This window comes from Selenomonas sp. oral taxon 126 (assembly GCF_001683335.1).
Taxonomy (GTDB): Bacteria; Bacillota; Negativicutes; order Selenomonadales; family Selenomonadaceae; genus Centipeda.
Genome location: NZ_CP016201.1, coordinates 940,301 through 957,801 on the forward strand (window position 1 = coordinate 940,301; position 17,501 = coordinate 957,801).

The 17,501-nt window shown below is 60.0% G+C and carries 14 protein-coding genes; 9 read left to right on the forward strand and 5 right to left on the reverse strand.

The features are described 5' to 3' along the window. Nucleotides 1–60: 60 nt before the first annotated feature. The 3 genes from csaB to AXF19_RS04145 all read right to left on the reverse strand — a co-directional run bounded on the left by csaB (nt 61) and on the right by AXF19_RS04145 (nt 4,271). Nucleotides 61–1,155, reverse strand: a complete 1,095-nt coding sequence (gene csaB / locus AXF19_RS04135; protein WP_066845439.1) for a polysaccharide pyruvyl transferase CsaB — start codon at nt 1,153–1,155, stop codon at nt 61–63. Nucleotides 1,156–1,214: 59 nt separating this feature from the next. Continuing rightward, a complete protein-coding gene (locus AXF19_RS04140; RefSeq protein ID WP_066845444.1) occupies nt 1,215–3,266 on the reverse strand; it encodes a DUF5693 family protein in 2,052 nt (683 codons plus the stop codon). Nucleotides 3,267–3,596: 330 nt separating this feature from the next. Continuing rightward, complete coding sequence (locus AXF19_RS04145) at nt 3,597–4,271, reverse strand: LmeA family phospholipid-binding protein (protein WP_066845446.1); 675 nt, start codon at nt 4,269–4,271, stop codon at nt 3,597–3,599. A 48-nt stretch (nt 4,272–4,319) separates the two neighbouring features. On the opposite strand from AXF19_RS04145, the gene AXF19_RS15105 reads away from it, so the two are divergent. Continuing rightward, nucleotides 4,320–4,469, forward strand: a complete 150-nt coding sequence (locus AXF19_RS15105; protein WP_084784764.1) for a secretion protein HlyD — start codon at nt 4,320–4,322, stop codon at nt 4,467–4,469. Between the two features lie 164 nt (nt 4,470–4,633). Here AXF19_RS15105 and prfB read toward each other — a convergent pair whose 3' ends face one another. Together prfB and secA are read right to left on the reverse strand one after the other, a co-directional pair. Continuing rightward, nucleotides 4,634–5,740 (reverse strand): peptide chain release factor 2, encoded by a 1,107-nt coding sequence (gene prfB / locus AXF19_RS04150; protein ID WP_066850042.1) that lies wholly within the window; start codon nt 5,738–5,740, stop codon nt 4,634–4,636. Between the two features lie 234 nt (nt 5,741–5,974). Then, nucleotides 5,975–8,623, reverse strand: coding sequence for a preprotein translocase subunit SecA (gene secA, locus AXF19_RS04155; RefSeq protein WP_066845449.1), 2,649 nt, complete (start codon nt 8,621–8,623; stop codon nt 5,975–5,977). 605 nt (nt 8,624–9,228) lie between these two features. On the opposite strand from secA, the gene AXF19_RS04160 reads away from it, so the two are divergent. From AXF19_RS04160 to AXF19_RS15115, 8 genes are all read left to right on the forward strand, one after another. Next, complete coding sequence (locus AXF19_RS04160; RefSeq protein WP_157092481.1) at nt 9,229–10,185, forward strand: YybS family protein; 957 nt, start codon at nt 9,229–9,231, stop codon at nt 10,183–10,185. 44 nt (nt 10,186–10,229) lie between these two features. Next, nucleotides 10,230–12,242 carry a DHH family phosphoesterase gene (locus tag AXF19_RS04165; protein WP_066845455.1) on the forward strand — a complete coding sequence of 671 codons (2,013 nt, stop codon included), beginning with the start codon at nt 10,230–10,232 and terminating at the stop codon, nt 12,240–12,242. Next, nucleotides 12,214–12,657 (forward strand): 50S ribosomal protein L9, encoded by a 444-nt coding sequence (rplI, locus tag AXF19_RS04170; protein WP_066845464.1) that lies wholly within the window; start codon nt 12,214–12,216, stop codon nt 12,655–12,657. Before AXF19_RS04165 ends, rplI begins: the two co-directional genes overlap by 29 nt. Nucleotides 12,658–13,145: 488 nt before the next feature. Then, nucleotides 13,146–15,242, forward strand: a complete 2,097-nt coding sequence (locus AXF19_RS04175; protein WP_066845467.1) for a S16 family serine protease — start codon at nt 13,146–13,148, stop codon at nt 15,240–15,242. Then, nucleotides 15,242–16,564 carry a replicative DNA helicase gene (dnaB, locus tag AXF19_RS04180; protein ID WP_066845472.1) on the forward strand — a complete coding sequence of 441 codons (1,323 nt, stop codon included), beginning with the start codon at nt 15,242–15,244 and terminating at the stop codon, nt 16,562–16,564. Before AXF19_RS04175 ends, dnaB begins: the two co-directional genes overlap by 1 nt. Nucleotides 16,565–16,664: 100 nt before the next feature. After that, a complete protein-coding gene (locus AXF19_RS04185) occupies nt 16,665–16,919 on the forward strand; it encodes a DUF4160 domain-containing protein (protein ID WP_066845475.1) in 255 nt (84 codons plus the stop codon). A gap of 21 nt (nt 16,920–16,940) precedes the next feature. Further along, on the forward strand, nt 16,941–17,192 hold the full coding sequence (locus tag AXF19_RS04190) for a DUF2442 domain-containing protein (RefSeq protein ID WP_066845478.1): 252 nt from the start codon (nt 16,941–16,943) through the stop codon (nt 17,190–17,192). Between the two features lie 156 nt (nt 17,193–17,348). Beyond that, the coding region (locus AXF19_RS15115; protein WP_237141732.1) for a 6-phosphofructokinase at nt 17,349–17,501 on the forward strand (153 nt) is incomplete at its 3' end.

Sequence of the window (17,501 nt, forward strand, 5' to 3'; positions counted from 1 at the left end):
AAAGCACCCATGCGAGGGTGCTTTTTATGTGGAGAGTATGTTTGTGTTTTTGTGTGATCGTCATTTTTCCTGCAGGAGCCCCATCGCAAGCTCGGCGTTGCGCGCGGCAAGGGTGCGCATCTGCGCGAGGAGGTCGGCGTTCGCTGCCGTGAATTCGCGGCGCGCCGCCCATTTGCGGCGTACCTCTTTGAGGACGCTCGCGGTTGTGATGTCCTGCAGGTCGTTGACAGGCTTCTCGCCGATGGAGCGGAGGAAGCGGTCGACCTTCGGGTCGTACGAGATGCCGATCATGGGAACGCCCATGACGCCCGCAAAGATGAGTGCGTGGAGACGCACGCCGATCATGAGATCCATGTTCGCGACGAGGGAGAGCAGCTCGCTCGTGCTGTACTCGTCATCGAGGACGGTGCACTCCTCGCGCGTCCATGCGGCGACGGTCTTTGCCGTCCGTACGTCCTCGGGGTACTGCATGGGCAGGAAGATGACGCGCGCGTCCAGCTCGCGCACGATGGCGTCGCTGATCTCGGCGAGGATTTCCTTGTAGTGCTGCCAGCCCTGCCAGTCGCGCACGGAGATGCCGACGACGGGCTTCGCTCCGTCCGCCCCATAGCGGCTGAGGATGGCGCGTCCTGCGGTGCGTCCGACGGGATGGATGCCGAGCACGGGATCTGCCGTGCACTCCATCGGCGGGCGCGTGATGCCGAGGCGGCGCAGCTCTGCCATTGACCCCTCGTCACGGACGGTGATGAGGGAGACGCGGTTGCCGAGCCAGCGCATGCAGCGACAGGCGAAACGCCCCGTCACGGGGCCGATGCCCTGCGCGTACAGCATGACCTTTTTCCCGAGGAGCAGAGCGAGCAGGATGATGCCCATGTAGTAGTAGAGGCTGCGCCGGCTCGTGACGTTCTGCAGGAGGCTGCCGCCGCCGCTGATGAGGAGGTCGGCGCGGCGCAGTGCCCCACAGATTCCGCCCATATCAAAGGAGCCGACGGCGTTTACGCCGTGCCGCCGCTCGGTGTCGGCAGGGTCGGCGGTGATGACGGTGATATGAAGTTCCGGGTCCAAATCCGCGAGTACCTCGAGCATCGCCGCAAGCATGGCTTCATCGCCCGCGTTCTTGGCGCCGTAGTACCCCGATACAACGATCCGCTTCATCGGGTAGAATGCCCTCCGTTCCGTTTTCCCATTCCCATATAGTATATTCGTCTAGGCGATTACACAGCTTTCCGCACGCGCTCAAGCAAGTGATTCCACGCGGCGACGAGTGCGACGAGCAGAGCGCCGATCGCACCGCCGAGGAAGACGCCGCCAATGCCGCGCACGAGCGACATTTCAATCGGCGTGCGCATATGTGCGAAGGTCTCGACCATCGACCCCTGTCCGATGGTCGCGGCGAGCACGAGTCCGAAGATGATCCACGTCCGCCACCTGCGCGCCGCACCGTAGAGCGCGAGCAGGAACGCAGGATGCCCGATCAGGAACTCCTTTGTGCGCGGACGCGCGTAGAAGAGCTGCTCGAGTGCCGCGCGCATCTTCAGCTCGATGCCGGGCACGGGCATGCCCGAGGTGTGCCCGCTGCGCAGGACGAGCACGACGAGTGCGCCGAGGAGGACGAGCCCCCCGAGGAGCGAGCCGACGCGCACGGGTGTCGCCATGATCTCGCGCAGCTGCCCGAGCACGCCCGCCGACGCGTCGAACTGCCCGTCGAAGATGTCGAACCGCTGCATGAAGGCGACGGCGACGAGGATCATCGGCAGGACAAAGGTCAGCTTGATCCCGCGGAAGATGTCGAACTCGAGGAGGTAACGCGTATCCGTGAGCGCACCCGAGAGATAGGCAGCGCCGATCATGGACAGCGCGCTCGTGATGCCGAGCAGGAGCAGCCCCGCAACGAGGATGCGCCACGTGGGCGTGTTCTTCGGGAAGCGCCGCCCGCGCAGGAGGTCAAGCAGCGCGACGATGGCGAGCGTCGGAAAGAGATTTGCGCTCGCAAGCGCCGCGACAATCCGCACCTTGCTTCCCGCACCGATGAGAATCGGCATCATCGTGATAAGCGCAGCGACGGCGAAAAAGAGCACGACAGCCTTTCGCCGGCGGTTCAGCGCAGGGATGACAAGGGAGAGATAGAGCACACCTGCCGCCGCAACGCCCATCATGACGAGGGCGCGCAGGATGCGGGACGGCTCGTAGGAGGCGAACGTGCCCGCACGCCCGATTTTGAATCCGTGGGACTCAAGCGCCGCGCGCGTGTCAGCAAAGTACTTCATATTCGTCTCGATGAGACTCATGTTCGGCGCGGGTTCGTCGTAGATGCGCAGGAGGTTGATGCGGATGTTGCGCTCCTCGTCCGTCGTCACCCAGCGCTCGACTGCGGCGTCGATCTTGAGCTTTTTCAGCTCATCCTTCGGGATGGCGTAGAGACGCGCAACGTCGTCGTAGCCCACGCCCGCTGCAATCTCGTCCATGCCCTGCTGCTTGTAAAATTGGAGCTGGGTCACGTCCTCAATCAGCCCGAGGGGCAGGCGGCGCGCGTTCATTTCGTCGATTGTCGTCTGCAACGCCTTCGGTGCGCCGAGGGTCTCCTGTCCCGAGAAGACGATTGCCGAGACGGCGATCCCGTCCATGCGCGCAAACACGGCATGCACATCGTCGGGCGTGCAGTTATGGTAGTTCGAGGGGCGCGCAATCACGTCGAAGCCCGCCGCGTTGACGGCGCGCATCTCATCGGACGGCAGCCCGATGTTGCGCTTTTCAAAGGCTTCGTAGTGATCCTTGACGGCGATGACCTCGTCCGTGCCGACCGTGTGAACGGTGACGCGCGCCGCACCGAAGCGGCGAAACAGATCTTCCTTCAGTTCGGCATAGGTCACGGGGTCGTGCGAGACGACGTAGATCTCCGTGCCGACGACCTTGCCCTCCTCGACAAGGGCGCGCCAGAGGGGATCATTGAGCATGCCCGTGTGATAGGCGGCGAGGATGTCCGCGCCCTTGAGGGCGTTTGCCTTGCCGTTTTTGTTGAATTTTTCAAAGGTCGTCTCGTAGACGGCAAGCGAGGTGATCCCCGCCTGCTTCGCGCGCGCGAGGACGTCCTCAGGTGGCAGCCCCTCGCGGGCGGCAAGCTCCAACAGTCCCTCGTAGTCGATGGCGAGCTCCACCGTGCGCGTGTCCTCCTCGACGGCGTGGCGTTCCATACCGATGACGAGGCTCGCGACGAATCCGATGAGGATTGCGGCGAGGAGGAGCGGATGATAGTGAAATTTCTTCATATATGATTCCTTGTTACTGTGATGCACGCCCCACGCGAACGCTTAGTTACGCAAGCGGTCGTACACTTATCTGCCTAAATACCTGCGGACTTCTTAAACGCGCTACGCTTGAACGAAAGAAATCCGCAGGGGGCAGAACGCGAGCGGTCAACGTCATCCAATCACACATCGCTGCCGCTTGTGTTCTTGGGACGTTTTCCCATACGACCTGTTTCCCAATCAGCTACGCCTTATGGGCTTGCTTCTTGGACAGGTCAGTAACTTTACTCACTTGCTCCACTAGGGTTCGCTTTGGGGCGTTGCACCACATTCGTTCAAGCACATCTATTCTTATTTCCCCGCCGTGAGGATCACCACGCCGTCCTTTGCCTCGACCGTCTCAAATGCCAGACCAAAGGGGAGCGTGCCCGCACGCGCAACGAGTACGTCGGGGAAGAGTCCGTCGAGACTGAGGGCGTTCAGCCCGAGTCCGCGCGCGGAGATGCGCGTCGCCTTGTAGTAGAGGTCGCCGCTCACGATGACGAAGCCGCCCTCAAGCGTCACCTCGAAGGTCTGTCCGAAGGCGCGTGTCTTTGCTGTGGCAAGGATGTGGTCGGGCTGCACGGTGACGGCAACATCGGCGAATTTGTCCGCCGCGTTCGTGATGAGCTCGCGGATTGCGTCCTCGTCCACCACACCGCGCATCTCCACGCGCTCCGCCTCGGTCAGCGTGAGCTCGTGCGCAGAGAGGAGTGCTCCCATATCAAAGCGGAGGTTCGTCCCTGTGAGCGTCAGCTCGCGCACAAAGAGCTTGCCGATGCGCCCCTCCCGCATCACGCCGTCGAGCGCGCCAATCTCGCCGAAGACGAGGCGCGGGCTCTCCGTGATGGAGAGCTGCACGTCCTGCGCACCCGTGCGGTCACGCAGGGACTCCGTGATCATATGCGAGACGACGTTCGGGATTGCAAAGAGCCCTGCGACAATGAGGGCGGCGAGGGCGAGGACGACGGCTGATGCTTTCCACATGGGGTGCTCCTTCGGAACGAGATCAACATTTAGGGAATCACTGATAAAATGAAGTCCGTCAGATTGGTGCAGATTTTTTGTCCTGTCAAGGAGACAAACCGGACGCATAGCAAGAGCTATGTGGAGGATTTGTCGACACAGAGAGGGCGAAAAAGATGCGCCAAGATGCCGGTGCTGAATTTATCAGTGCTTCCTTAGCTTCCCCCGCCGAAGCGGGGGAAGTGGCGAGCCTCGGCGAGCCGATAGGGGCGCCAGTGACTTATGCGCATTTCTGACGATAGAAAGCCTCCACCGTCCAAAGCGCCCCTTCCACCATGCTGCGCATGGTCCCCCTCCCCCACTGTGGCAGGGGAGGCTTGGGGTTAGAACTCGTGATTTGCCTTGGCGTTCAGATACGCGCGGATAAAGGGATCGAGCTCGCCGTCCATGACCGCCTGCACATTGCCCGTCTCGGCGTTCGTGCGCACGTCCTTCACCATCGTGTACGGCTGGAACACGTAGGAGCGGATCTGGCTGCCCCACTCGATCTTTTGCTGCACGCCCTCGAGTTTCGCGATCTCCTCTTCCTTCTTCTCCTGCTCAAGCTCAAAGAGCTTTGCACGGAGCATCTTGAGGCACTGCTCCTTGTTCTGCAGCTGTGAGCGCTCGTTCTGACACTGCACGACAATGCCCGTCGGCTCGTGTGTCATGCGGACGGCGGACGAGGTCTTGTTGATGTGCTGTCCGCCCGCGCCGCTCGCGCGGAAATAGTCGACGCGCACATCGTCCATATTGATGGGGACTTCCACAGCATCGTCGATCTCGGGCATCACATCGCACGCAGAGAACGACGTGTGCCGCCGCGCCTGCGCGTCAAACGGTGAGATGCGCACGAGACGGTGCACGCCCTTCTCGGACTTCAAAAAGCCGTAGGCGTTGTGCCCCTTGATAAAGAGCGTCGCGGACTTCACGCCCGCCTCGTCGCCCGGCTGCAGGTCTGCGGTCTCGACGGTGAAGCCGTGCCGCTCCGCCCAACGCCCGTACATACGGAGGAGCATCTGTGTCCAGTCCTGCGCCTCCGTGCCGCCCGCGCCCGCGTGGAGCGTGAGGATGGCGTCGTTGGCGTCGTAGTCGCCCGAGAGCAGCACCTCGAGTTGGAGTGTCTCAAGCCCCTCGGCAATGAGGGTCAGCTCCGCGCGGATGTCGCTCTCCATCGAGGGATCGTTCTCCTCGATGCCCATTTCGTAGAGCGTCTCAGCATCCTCGTACTTCCCCTTGAGGTCACGATAGGTGTCGACGCCGCCCTTGAGTGCGGCGAGCTCCTGATTCAGCTTCTGCGCCGCCGCCGCATCGTCCCAGAAGGACGGCTCGCCCATCTTGTACTCGAGCTCGGCGATCTTCTCCTCCTTCGCGGGAATCTCCAGAGAGATGCGCATCTGATCGAGCTTCTCGCCCAGATCATTCAGTATCGGTTTCAGATCTTCCAGCATATTTTTGTCCTTAAATGTAAATCCCTGTTTCCTGTTCGTATGATGTTTCGTCAGACGCGGTATATTTCCTGCATAGTCCAAGGCGCCCCTTCCACCGCAAGCGGTCCCCCTCCCCCGTGACGCACGGGGGAGGCTGGAATTATGGCATCTTAGCTTCCCCCGTCGCAACGGGGGAAGTGGCGAGCGTAGCGAGCCGATAGGGGCGTTCGTGCAACAGTCCCCTTTGGCGCCCCGTTACTTATCCTTCCCGTGGCAGTTCTTATACTTCTTGCCGCTGCCGCAGGGGCACGGGTCGTTGCGCCCGACCTTCCTGCCTTCCTCGTTCTTTGTCGCCTTTGCCTCGGCGGGGACGGACTCGTCGCCATGCGAGGCGCGCGCGTTCATAAGGTGGTCTTCAAGTTTCGACCGCTCGCGTGCGAGCAGCTGCTCCGCGCGGCGCTGTGCCCCCTCGTCCACCACGGGGGCGGGGCGCGGCGTACCATCGGCGGAGACGGGCGGTGCTGCCTGCTGCGTTGCCATCGCGGGGGTGACGATGCTCACATGGTACATGAGGGAGGCGATCTGATCCATGATGGACGCCTCCATCTCCTCAAACATTGTGAGCGCCTCAATCTTGTACTCGACAAGCGGGTTACGCTGTCCATACGCACGTAGGTTGATGCCCTCACGCAGCATATCCATGTGGTCGAGGTGATCCATCCACTTCTGATCGACAACGCGCAGCATGACGACCTTCTCGAGCTCGCGCATATTCTCCTCGCCGAACATCAGCTCACGCGAGCGGTAGCCCTCTTCGGCGACCTTTTCGAGCTCCTCCTGAATCTCGTCGCGCGCCAGCGCCTCGAGCTCTGCCTTCTTGAGGCGTCCCTTCGGCGCATACACCTTCTCCGCGTCCTCGATGAGCGCGTCGAGCTGCCACTCCTCGGGATACAGCTTTTCGTTCGCGTACTGCGTCATCTCGTCCTTGATGATGTGCTTCACCATGGCGAGGATGTTCTCGCGCAGATTCTCGCCGAGCAGGATCTTCTTGCGCTCGCCGTAGATGACCTCGCGCTGCTGATTCATGACATCGTCGTACTCTAGGACGTGCTTGCGGATGTCGAAGTTGCGCGCCTCGACCTTCTTCTGCGCATGCTCAATCGAGCGCGTGATGATGGCGTGCTCGATGGGCTCGTCCTCCTCCATGCCGAGGCGATCCATGATGCCCGCAATGCGGTCGGAGGCAAAGAGCCGCATCAGGTCGTCCTCAAGCGAGAGGAAGAACTTCGACGCACCGGGGTCGCCCTGACGCCCCGAACGTCCGCGCAGCTGATTGTCAATGCGCCGCGATTCGTGGCGCTCTGTACCGACAATGTATAGCCCGCCGAGTGCCTCGACGCCCTCGCCGAGCTTGATGTCCGTGCCGCGTCCCGCCATGTTCGTCGCGATCGTGACCGCGCCCTTCTGCCCGGCGTTTGCAACGATCTCGGCTTCCTTCTCGTGGAATTTCGCGTTCAGCACGACGTGCGGGATGCCGTTCCTTTTCAGGACATTCGACATCTCCTCGGACTGCGTGATGGAGGTTGTGCCGATGAGGATTGGCTGCCCCGTCTCGTGAATCTCCTTGACTGCGCGGCCGACGGCGCGGTATTTCGCCGCCTTCGTCTTGTAGATGACATCCGCCTCGTCGATGCGCTGAATGGGCTTGTTCGTCGGGATGACAATGACGGGGAGGTTGTAGATCTTGAGGAATTCGTTCTCCTCCGTCTTTGCCGTGCCCGTCATGCCCGCGAGCTTGTCGTACATGCGGAAATAGTTCTGAAAGGTGATGCTCGCGAGCGTCTGCGACTCGCGCTGAATCTTGACGCCCTCCTTCGCCTCGATCGCCTGATGCAGACCATCGGAGTAGCGGCGCCCCTCCATCAGGCGTCCCGTAAATTCGTCGACAATGACGATTTCGTCGCCCTTCACCACGTAGTCGCGGTCGCGGTGCATCAGCGCCTTTGCGCGCAGCGCCGCCGTAAAGCAGTGCGAGAGCTCGATGTTCTCGGGTGCGTAGAGGTTCGTGATGCCGACAATCTTCTCGATCTTCGGCACAGCGGAGTCGGCGGGCGCGACGGTCTTCTGCTTCTCGTCGACCGTGTAGTCCTCGCCCTCCTTCAGATGGCGTACCGCCTCCGCCATGACGCGGTAGTTGTCCGTGGACTTCGTGCCGGGGCCGGAGATGATGAGCGGCGTGCGCGCCTCGTCGATGAGGATGGAGTCCACCTCGTCGACAATCGCGTAGTGCAACGGGCGCTGCACCATCTGCCCCTCGGAGAGCACCATGTTGTCGCGCAGGTAGTCAAAGCCGAACTCGTTGTTCGTGCCGAACGTCACATCTGCGGCGTACGCCGCCTTGCGCTCGGGGAAGTCCATATTGTGCGCGATGAGTCCGACCGACAGCCCGAGGTAGCGATAGAGCTTGCCCATCCACTCGCTGTCGCGGCGTGCGAGGTAGTCGTTGACCGTGACCATGTGGACGCCCTTGCCCGCGAGTGCGTTGAGGTAGACCGCCGTGGTCGCGACGAGGGTTTTGCCCTCGCCTGTGCGCATCTCGGCGATGCGACCCTCGTGGAGGCAGATGCCGCCGATGAGCTGCACGTCGAAGTGGCGCATGCCGAGCACACGGCGCGAGGTCTCGCGCACGACGGCAAACGCCTCGGGGAGGATCTCCTCCATCGCCTGCCCCTGTTCGAGCTGCTCGCGGAATTTCCGCGTGTAGCCCGTCAGCTTGTCGTCCGTGAGGTTCATCATCGTGGGCTCAAGCGCGTTGATCTGCTCCACGATCTCGCGGTAGCGCGCGATCTCCTTGTCATTGTTGTCGCCAAGGAAGCGTTTTAGAATCGAAGATATTCCGAACAAGTAGTTTCACACTCCTGTAGATAATAGCGTACCATTCGTTGAAAGACAATATTCGTTTCATTATAACATAAAGCCCCCGCCTTTGCATAGGAATTTACAAAGAGGGCTCTTTGTCATATGTTACGGAGTACCCCGTGCTTGCTCCACGCAAACGCTTAGTTACGCAAGCGGTCGGGCACTTATCTGCGAGGGAATCACGGACTCATTCAACCATTCATCTTGGCACATCTTTTTCGCCCTCTCTGCGTCGATAAATCCTCAGCATAGCCGCCGCTATGCTTCCGGTTTATCTTCTTGACAGGACGGAAAATCTGCACCAATCTGAACGGCATCATTGAGTTCGTGATTCCCTAATACCTGCGGACTTCTTAAACGCGCTTCGCTTGAACGAAAGAAATCCGCAGGGGGCAGAACGTGCCCTCGTTTCCGCTTGCTCCACTAGGGTTTGCTTAGGAGCATCGCACGGCGCTGTTTCCTGTTCCCCGTAATATACGATTAAAGAGTCGTTCGTTTCGACTCCGTGACAGCACGGCTAAAATCTGCTATAATAGGGAAGTCTTTTTATTGGAAAGGGAATGCGGACAAATCCGCTGAAAGGATATGGAATGAGTGAGCAAGGTGCAAGACCCGCCGCAACGGCGGGGGTGATGACTGCCGCAGCGGTGGTCTACGCGCTCGCGGCAATCTATCTGCCCATGCTGACGATGATGATGGGGATGTTCTGGCCGGTCTTTATTGCGCTCGTGACTGTGCGTGAGGGGCTGCGCTGGGGTGTGCTCGCGGCAGCGGCGTCGCTCATCCTCACGATGCTCTTTGCGACACCCGTGACGGGCGCGTTCTTCGTGCTCTCGTTCGCGCCGACAGGGCTCGTCCTCGGCGCGTTCTTTCGGCGTGGGGCAGACACTGTGCGCGCGCTCACGGGCGGGGCGCTTGCCTCGCTCGCGGGCAAGGCGGTAGCGGCGGGAATGATGCTCCTGCTCTTCGGACTGAATCCGTTTGCGATGGATATTTCCATGGCGAACGAGACGATGGATGAGACGCTTGCCATGTACCGCTCCCTCGGCATGGACGAGGCGCAGCTCGAGGAGACACGCGCGGCATCGGCGCAGGTGCTCGAGCTCTTCGTGCTCATGCTGCCCGCGCTCTTCCTCGGCAGCTCCGTGATCGAGGTCACGGCATCGTTTGTCGTGCTGCGCAAGGTGCTCGTGCGCCTTGGTATTCCCGCGAAGGGGCTGCCCGCCTTTACCGAGTGGCGGCTGCCGATCTTCTTCTCCTATCTCTTTGCGTTCTCGCTGATCGGCATCTACTGGGGCTCGACGCGTGATATCTCGTGGCTCTATCAGGCGGCGCTGAACGGCTATCTGATCTCGTTCATCGCGGGGCTCGTGCAGGGGCTCTCGCTCGTGCAGTTCCTGATGAAGCGGTTCAATGTATCCTCGTTCATACGCATCATCATCTATATCTTCATCGCACTGAACGGTTTTATGACGCAGATCATCTCGTGGACGGGGCTGTTCGACATCGCATTTGACTATCGAAAGAAGTTCCGCGAACGTCAGTGAGCAATATATTGCATATACGTTATCCATATAAAGAAGGTGATTCTATGCCGCGAAATCTATCCGCGTGGATCGACCTGACGATCCATCTGATCGTCATGCTCGCGCTTGCGCTTGTGACGTTCTGCTACAATTCCTATGTGGGCACTGCGGCCCTCCTGCTCTGGGCTGTGCTTGTCGCGTTTGCGTGGGAGCGTTGTCGTGACAGGGAACGACGGTTTGACCGCTACTGTATGGGCGTTATCCGCAATGTCAACAATGTTATGAACTATGCGGTGGACTCTCTGCCGCAGGCGATCCTCCTCGTGAACAAGGACGGTCATCTCGAGTGGTGCAACCGTCAGCTCGCGGAGTCCCTCGGTGGCGTGAAGCCGGAGCAGGGGACGGCGGTCGTGGATTTCTGGCCGAAGTTCAATCTCGAGGCGATCTGGGGGATCGAGGGGGAGTATCGTCTCTCGCATGAGGGGCACTCCTATCGCATCTATCATCGCATGGTGCCGACGCCGTCGCATATGGATCCCCTGATGGCGCTCTATGTGGAGGACGAGACGGAGCTTGCCGATCTCGAGCAGCGCTTTCGCGCGAGCCGCACGGCTCTGCTCTACATCCAGCTCGACAACTATGACGAGATCATGCAGGGGCAGTCGGAGGCGGAGAAGTCCATGCTGCTGCTCGCCGTGCGCGAGCGTCTGGATGCGTGGATGAACGGCCTCGGCGGCTTTATGCGCAGCATTTCGGATGGGGAGTTCGTAGCGCTCCTGGATCGTGCGTCACTCGACCATGCGATTGCGGAGAAATTTGACATCCTCGACCAGGTGCGCAAGATTGTCAACTCGAAGGGGATGCCCGTGACGCTCTCGATCGGTCTCTCGCTCGCGTCGGAGCAGTCGCTGAAGGAGCTCGGCGAGGAGGCGGAGGCGAAGCTCGACCTCGCGCTCGGGCGCGGCGGCGATCAGGTGGCACTCGATATCAGCGGCAAGACGCAGTTCTTCGGCGGCAAGGCAAAGGCGGTCGAGAAGCATACGCGCGTAAAGGCACGTGTCGTGGCGCACGCACTGCGCGATATCATGGAGAGTGCGGACGAGGTCTATGTCATGGGGCATCACAACGAGGACTATGACTGCTTCGGGGCCGCGATGGGCGTTGCATGCATGGCGCGTGCGCTCGGCAAGCCCGTGCACATCGTCCTCAGCGATATGAATGAGGGCATTGACCGTATTCTGGAGATGGTCGAAAAGGATGAGGCGTATGACGATCTTTTCGTCCGTGCGGGCGATATCGCGGGTGTCGCGTCGCTCTCGGCGCTGCTCGTCGTGGTGGATGCGCATATCCCGCACATCCTCGCCGACCCGACGCTGCTTGACCGCATTCCGAAGATCGTCGTGATCGATCATCATCGCCGCAGCGAGAATTTTGTCAAGAATCCGCTGCTCGTTTACATCGAGACAGCATCCAGCTCGGCGAGCGAGCTCGTGACGGAACTGCTCATGTACTTTGGCGACAGTGTGCGGCCGACACGGCTCGATGCGACGGCGCTTTACTCGGGCGTTGTGGTCGATACGAAGAATTTCAGCGTCGGCGCGGGGGTTCGTACCTTTGATGCGGCGGCGTACCTCAGACGTGCGGGTGCTGATCCCGTGCTCGTCCGGGCGCTGTTCCAGAGTGACTATGAGACGACGGTGGCGCTCGCGCGTGCGAAGGCGAATGCAGAGTATTTCCCCGGCGGGCTGATCGTCGGCAGCATTCCCGATCGCCTGCCGAACGGTCAGATCATCGCGGCGCAGGCGGCGGACGGCATGCTCCGCGTGGACGGGGTACGCATGAGTATCTATGTGTTCCAGCTCCCGGGCGACGTGGTCGGCATCAGCGCGCGTTCAACGGGCGAGATGAATGTTCAGGTGATTATGGAGGCGTTCGGCGGCGGCGGTCATGCGAATGTGGCGGGCGCGCAGGTAAAGGGCGTGCCGCTCAGCGTGGTGCGCGGCAATGTCGTCGAACAGGCAAGGGCATATATAGAGGAGAGTGACAGTCATGAAGGTCATACTACAGGCGGACGTTAAGAATATCGGGAAAAAGGGCGAGATTGTGGAGGTTGCGGACGGCTACGGGCGCAATTTCCTCCTGCCGAAGAAGCTCGCACTGCCTGCGAGCAGCGAGAATGTGAATGTCGCAAAGGCACAGGCGGGCGCGAAGGCGCGCAAGGATGCCATGGCGGTCGATGAGGCGAAGCTGATGGCGGCGCAGCTCGAGAAGGTCGAGGTGGAGATTCCCGTGCGCATCGGCGAGAACGGGCGGCTCTTCGGCGCGGTGACGGGCAAGGATGTCGCGGAGGCACTGAAGAAGAAGAACATCGACGTGGATCGACGCAAGATTACGATTCGCGGCGAGGTTGTGGGCGAGGGGCTGTACGAGGCAATCGTCAAGGTGCATCCGAACATCTCCACCACGATCAAGATTCACGTGAGGAAAGAGTAAGGTGAGGATTCCGAGTAGGACAGCCTCCCCCGTCGGAATGGGGGAGGGGAACCGCGAGCGGTCAACGTCAACCAATCACACGTCGCTAACGCTCGTGTTCTTGGGACGTTTTCGCATACGACCTGTTTCCCAATCAGCTGCGCCCTATGGGCTTGCTTCTTGGACAGGTCAGCAAGCGGTGGAAGGGGCGCTTTGAGCGACATACGCTTCTCTATCGTAAGAAAGTCGCATATGCAACCGGCGCCCCTATCGGCTCACTTTGTTCGCCACTTCTACGCGTTCCGCGCACAGGCCCCGTCTCGACGGGGGAAGCTAAGATACCGGGGACTACTCTAAAAAGCCTCCCCCGTCGGAACGGGGGAGGGGGACCGCGTAAGCGGTGGAAGGGGCGCTTTGCGTAGCGCCTGGATGATTACGAAACTACAATATAGAGCGGGCTGATGAGGATCATCTCATCAGCCCCTCTTATACAAAAGGAAACAATTTCTATGTCATTTTTCAAGGACTTATTCGGCGGCGACGGGAAAAAGGAGAAGCCGCCCGAGCTGTCACCCGAGGCACGGATTGATGCGGAGATCGCGGTGATCTTTCGCATGCTCGCCGACACGATGGGGACGGAGCGGCTCGTCATCCAGGCGGGCAAGATGAACGCAATGGCGCTCATGCGCTCGGAGAATCGGCGTGAACGCGTGCTTGCCCTCATGCGCATCCTCGAGGAGGATCCGTTGCTCTCCCCGCCGCCGTCGGAGGCGGAGATCCCGGAGATACTGAACCGTATGACGGAGCAGCTTGCGGGCATTCTCGCACGGCGCGATCTCGAGGATCGGATTGAGCGCAAGGTGAATGAGAAGCTCGAGAAGGATCACGAGGAGTATGTGGATGATATCCGCCGGCAGGTGATCTCGGAGGAGAGTCCCGGCACGGAGTCGCCGCACGACAAGAAGAAGCGTGAGGATCTGGAGGCGCTCGAGAGCGTTCATCTCACCCAGTCGGTCATGGAACTGCTGCGTCCGCAGAATTTCGATGAGATTGTGGGGCAGGAGCGCGCCGTGCGCTCGCTCATGGCGAAGCTCTCCTCGCCCTATCCGCAGCACCTGCTCCTCTATGGGCCGCCGGGTGTGGGCAAGACGACGGCAGCGCGCCTCGTGCTCGAGGCGGCGAAGAAGCGTGCCGTGTCTCCCTTTGGTGAGAATGCACCCTTTGTGGAGACGGACGGAACGACGCTGCGCTGGGATCCGCGCGATATGACGAACCCTCTGCTCGGCTCCGTGCATGACCCCATCTATCAGGGCGCGCAGAAGAGTCTCGCCGACAGCGGTGTCCCCGAGCCGAAGCCGGGACTCGTGACGGATGCGCACGGCGGTATTCTATTCATCGACGAGATCGGCGAGATGGACGAGATGCTGCAAAATAAATTGCTCAAGGTGCTCGAGGACAAACGCGCCTATTTTGAGTCGGCGTACTACGATCCCGACGACAAGCGCGTGCCGCCCTACATCCGCAAACTCTTCGAGGAGGGGGCACCCGCGGACTTTGTGCTCATCGGTGCGACAACGCGCGATGCGGAGCATATCAACCCTGCGCTGCGCTCACGCTGTGCGGAGATCTACTTCGAGCCGCTGACACCCGCGCATATCCTGACGATTGTCGAGAATGCGGCCGAGAGGCTGAATGTCAGGCTTGGCGACGGCGCGGCGCAGCTCATCAGCGCGTACACGATTGAGGGCCGCAAGGCGATCAACATCCTTGCGGACGCGTACAGCCTTGCGCTGAACCGCCTCCCCGATGCAGAGATCGAGCAGATTGTTTCACGTGAAACAATCGCGCCAAACTCCAAAGCCTCCCCTGCCGCAGCGGGGAGGGGCCTGCGCGCGGAACGTGTAGACCGTGCAAGCGGTGGAAGGGGCGCCTTGAACGATCAAGGAAACACTACCTCCGCCGCGCCCCCCCTTCTCGTCACAAAGGACGATATCTACGAGGTTGCGCAGGTCAGCCGCCTCTATCAATTCGGGCGAAAGAAGGCATCGGATACGCCTGCCGTCGGCAGGGTGTTCGGCCTTGGCGTCGCGGGCTTCCTCGGTTCGATTATCGAGATTGAGGCGGTGGCATTTCCCGCAACAGAGAAGGGCAAGGGCACGGTGCGGTTCAACGAGACGGCGGGCAGCATGGCGAAGGACTCCGTGTTCAACGCCGCGTCCGTGATGCGTCAGCTGACGGGGCGCGATATCCACGACTATGACATCCACGTCAATGTGATTGGCGGCGGCAACATCGACGGCCCCAGCGCGGGCACTGCCATTCTCGCGGCAATTGTGAGCGCCGTGACGGGCGCGGCAATCCGTCAGGATGTGGCTGTGACAGGCGAGATTTCACTCCAAGGAGAGATCAAGCCCGTGGGCGGTGTCTTTGAGAAGGCGTACGGCGCACGGCAGGCAGGCATCTCGACGCTCATCATCCCGTGGGAGAACAAGAAGGACATCCCCGAGGGGCATTTGGGGCACACCATCCATCGGTTGAAGAAGGCGGAGGAGGCATTTGCCGTGCTCTTTGCGGATGAGAAATGGAAAGAGAAGGGGGGAGAATAATGCCGGAAGGACGCGTTCCACCGCAGAGCATCGAGGCAGAGCTGTCCGTGCTCGGTGCGATGATGCTGAAAAAGGAGGCCGTCACGCAGGCGATCGAACTGCTGCGCGCAGATGAGTTCTATCGGCAGGCACACCGCGTCGTCTTTGAGGCAATGGAGAGCCTCGTGCGTGATGGAGAACCTGTCGACATTGTGACGGTGACGGAGTCGCTCAGAAAGAGCGGGCTCCTCGAACAGGTTGGCGGCATCACCTTTCTCGCGAATCTGACGAACAGCGTGCCGAGCACGGCGAACCTCGCTCACTATGCGAAGATTGTCAAGGAAAAGGCAATCCTGCGCTCGCTCATTGATGTGAGTACGGAGATTGCGGGCATGGCGTATGAGGGCAGCGAGGATATTGCCGTTCAGCTGGATGGCGCCGAGCAGAAGATCCTTGCGATTGCAGGTGGGCGGACGACGGGCGCCTTCACCCCGATCAAGGATGTGGTCTTTGACGCCGTGGATCGCATCAGCGAACTCTCCAAGGCAAAGGGCGGAATCACGGGACTCTCGACGGGGCTTGCGACTCTCGACTCCGTGACGCGCGGTCTGCAAAAGTCCGACCTCATTATCGTTGCCGCGCGCCCTGCGATGGGTAAGACGGCATTCGTTCTCAACCTCGCGACTCATGTGGCCCTGCAGGGCGGGACGGTGGCGTTCTTTTCGCTCGAGATGCCGCGCGAGCAGCTGATGCACCGTATCTTCTGTGCCGAGGGACAGATTGATGCAACGCATCTCGCACGCGGCGAGTTGGACGAGGAGGAGTGGAGCCGCCTCGTCAAGGTTGCCGACCGCATGATAAAGACGAACCTCTACTTTGACGATACGAGCAGTACGACGGTTATGGATATCCGTACGCGCGCGCGACGACTGAAGGCAGAGCGTGGGCTCGACCTCATCGCGATTGACTACCTCCAGCTGATTCAGGCACCGGGGCGTGCAGAGAACCGCACCCTCGCCGTCGCCGAGATGACGCGCTCGCTCAAGGTGCTCGCACGCGAGCTGAGTGTGCCCATCATCGTGCTCTCGCAGCTCTCGCGTGCGACGGAGGGACGCTCGGACAAGCGTCCCATGCCCTCCGATCTGCGCGAGTCCGGATCCATTGAGCAGGATGCGGACATCGTCATGTTCCTCTACCGTGAGGACTACTACAATCAGGACACGGAGAACGCGAACATCACGGAGCTGAGCATTGCAAAGCACCGTAACGGCGCGACCGACACAGTGAAGATGTTCTTCCAGAAGGAGTACACGCGCTTCCGTGACCTCGCGCGTGAGAACTGAGCGACAGGAAATGTTTCACGTGAAACATCTTGTTGTATAATTTGCGACAGGCATTGATTCCTCAACCGCAGAATTCTATAATTGTAGGAGAGATGTTGTTATGCCGATTATCGCGCGCTTTCATGGACTCGTCATCAAAATGTATTTTCAACAGGCGGAACACAATCCACCGCATTTTCATGTCATGTATGGCGAGTATATGGGCGCGTTCGACATACAGACGCTTGCCATGCTGGAAGGTGATTTGCCGGCAAAGTCACAGGCTCTGGTGCGCGAGTGGGCATCACGCTATCAGGATGAACTGCTGCAAATCTGGAATACGCAGGAGTTTGTCCAGTTGCCGCCGCTTTCATAAACTGTGAAGGGAGTGTGTTTCATGTTTTATAAGGTACGCGATGTAAAGCCTTGTTCGAACTATGAGTTGCTTGTTTCCTTTATGAACGGGGAGACGAAATTATACGCTGTTGCACCACTCTTTCGCAAGTGGAAGCCGTTTGAAATGCTTCAATCGACAAAAGGTCTGTTTGAACAGGTCAAGGTAGATGCGGGGGGCTATGGAATCAGTTGGAACGATGAGATCGATCTCTCGTGCAATGAACTCTATCACAATGGTGTTCCTGCACGATAGTGCCGTAGGTGTTTCACGTGAAACAAACATTTTCTTCACCATCCCCTCAAAAAAGAGGGGATTTTTTTTGTCATTTGTGCTATGATGAAGAGAGTTCAGTGAATATGGATGCGCATTTTTTGTGCGTATATACAAAAGGGTAGGGGAGGAAGAGTCGTGTTAAAGAGTATTGCAATCATGACGAGCGGGGGAGACAGCCCGGGGATGAATGCAGCGGCGCGCGCGGTTGCACGCACGGCGCTCTATGAGGGCGTGAAGGTCTGGGGGATCAACGACGGCTATCACGGGCTGCTCGAGGAGAATCTGCGC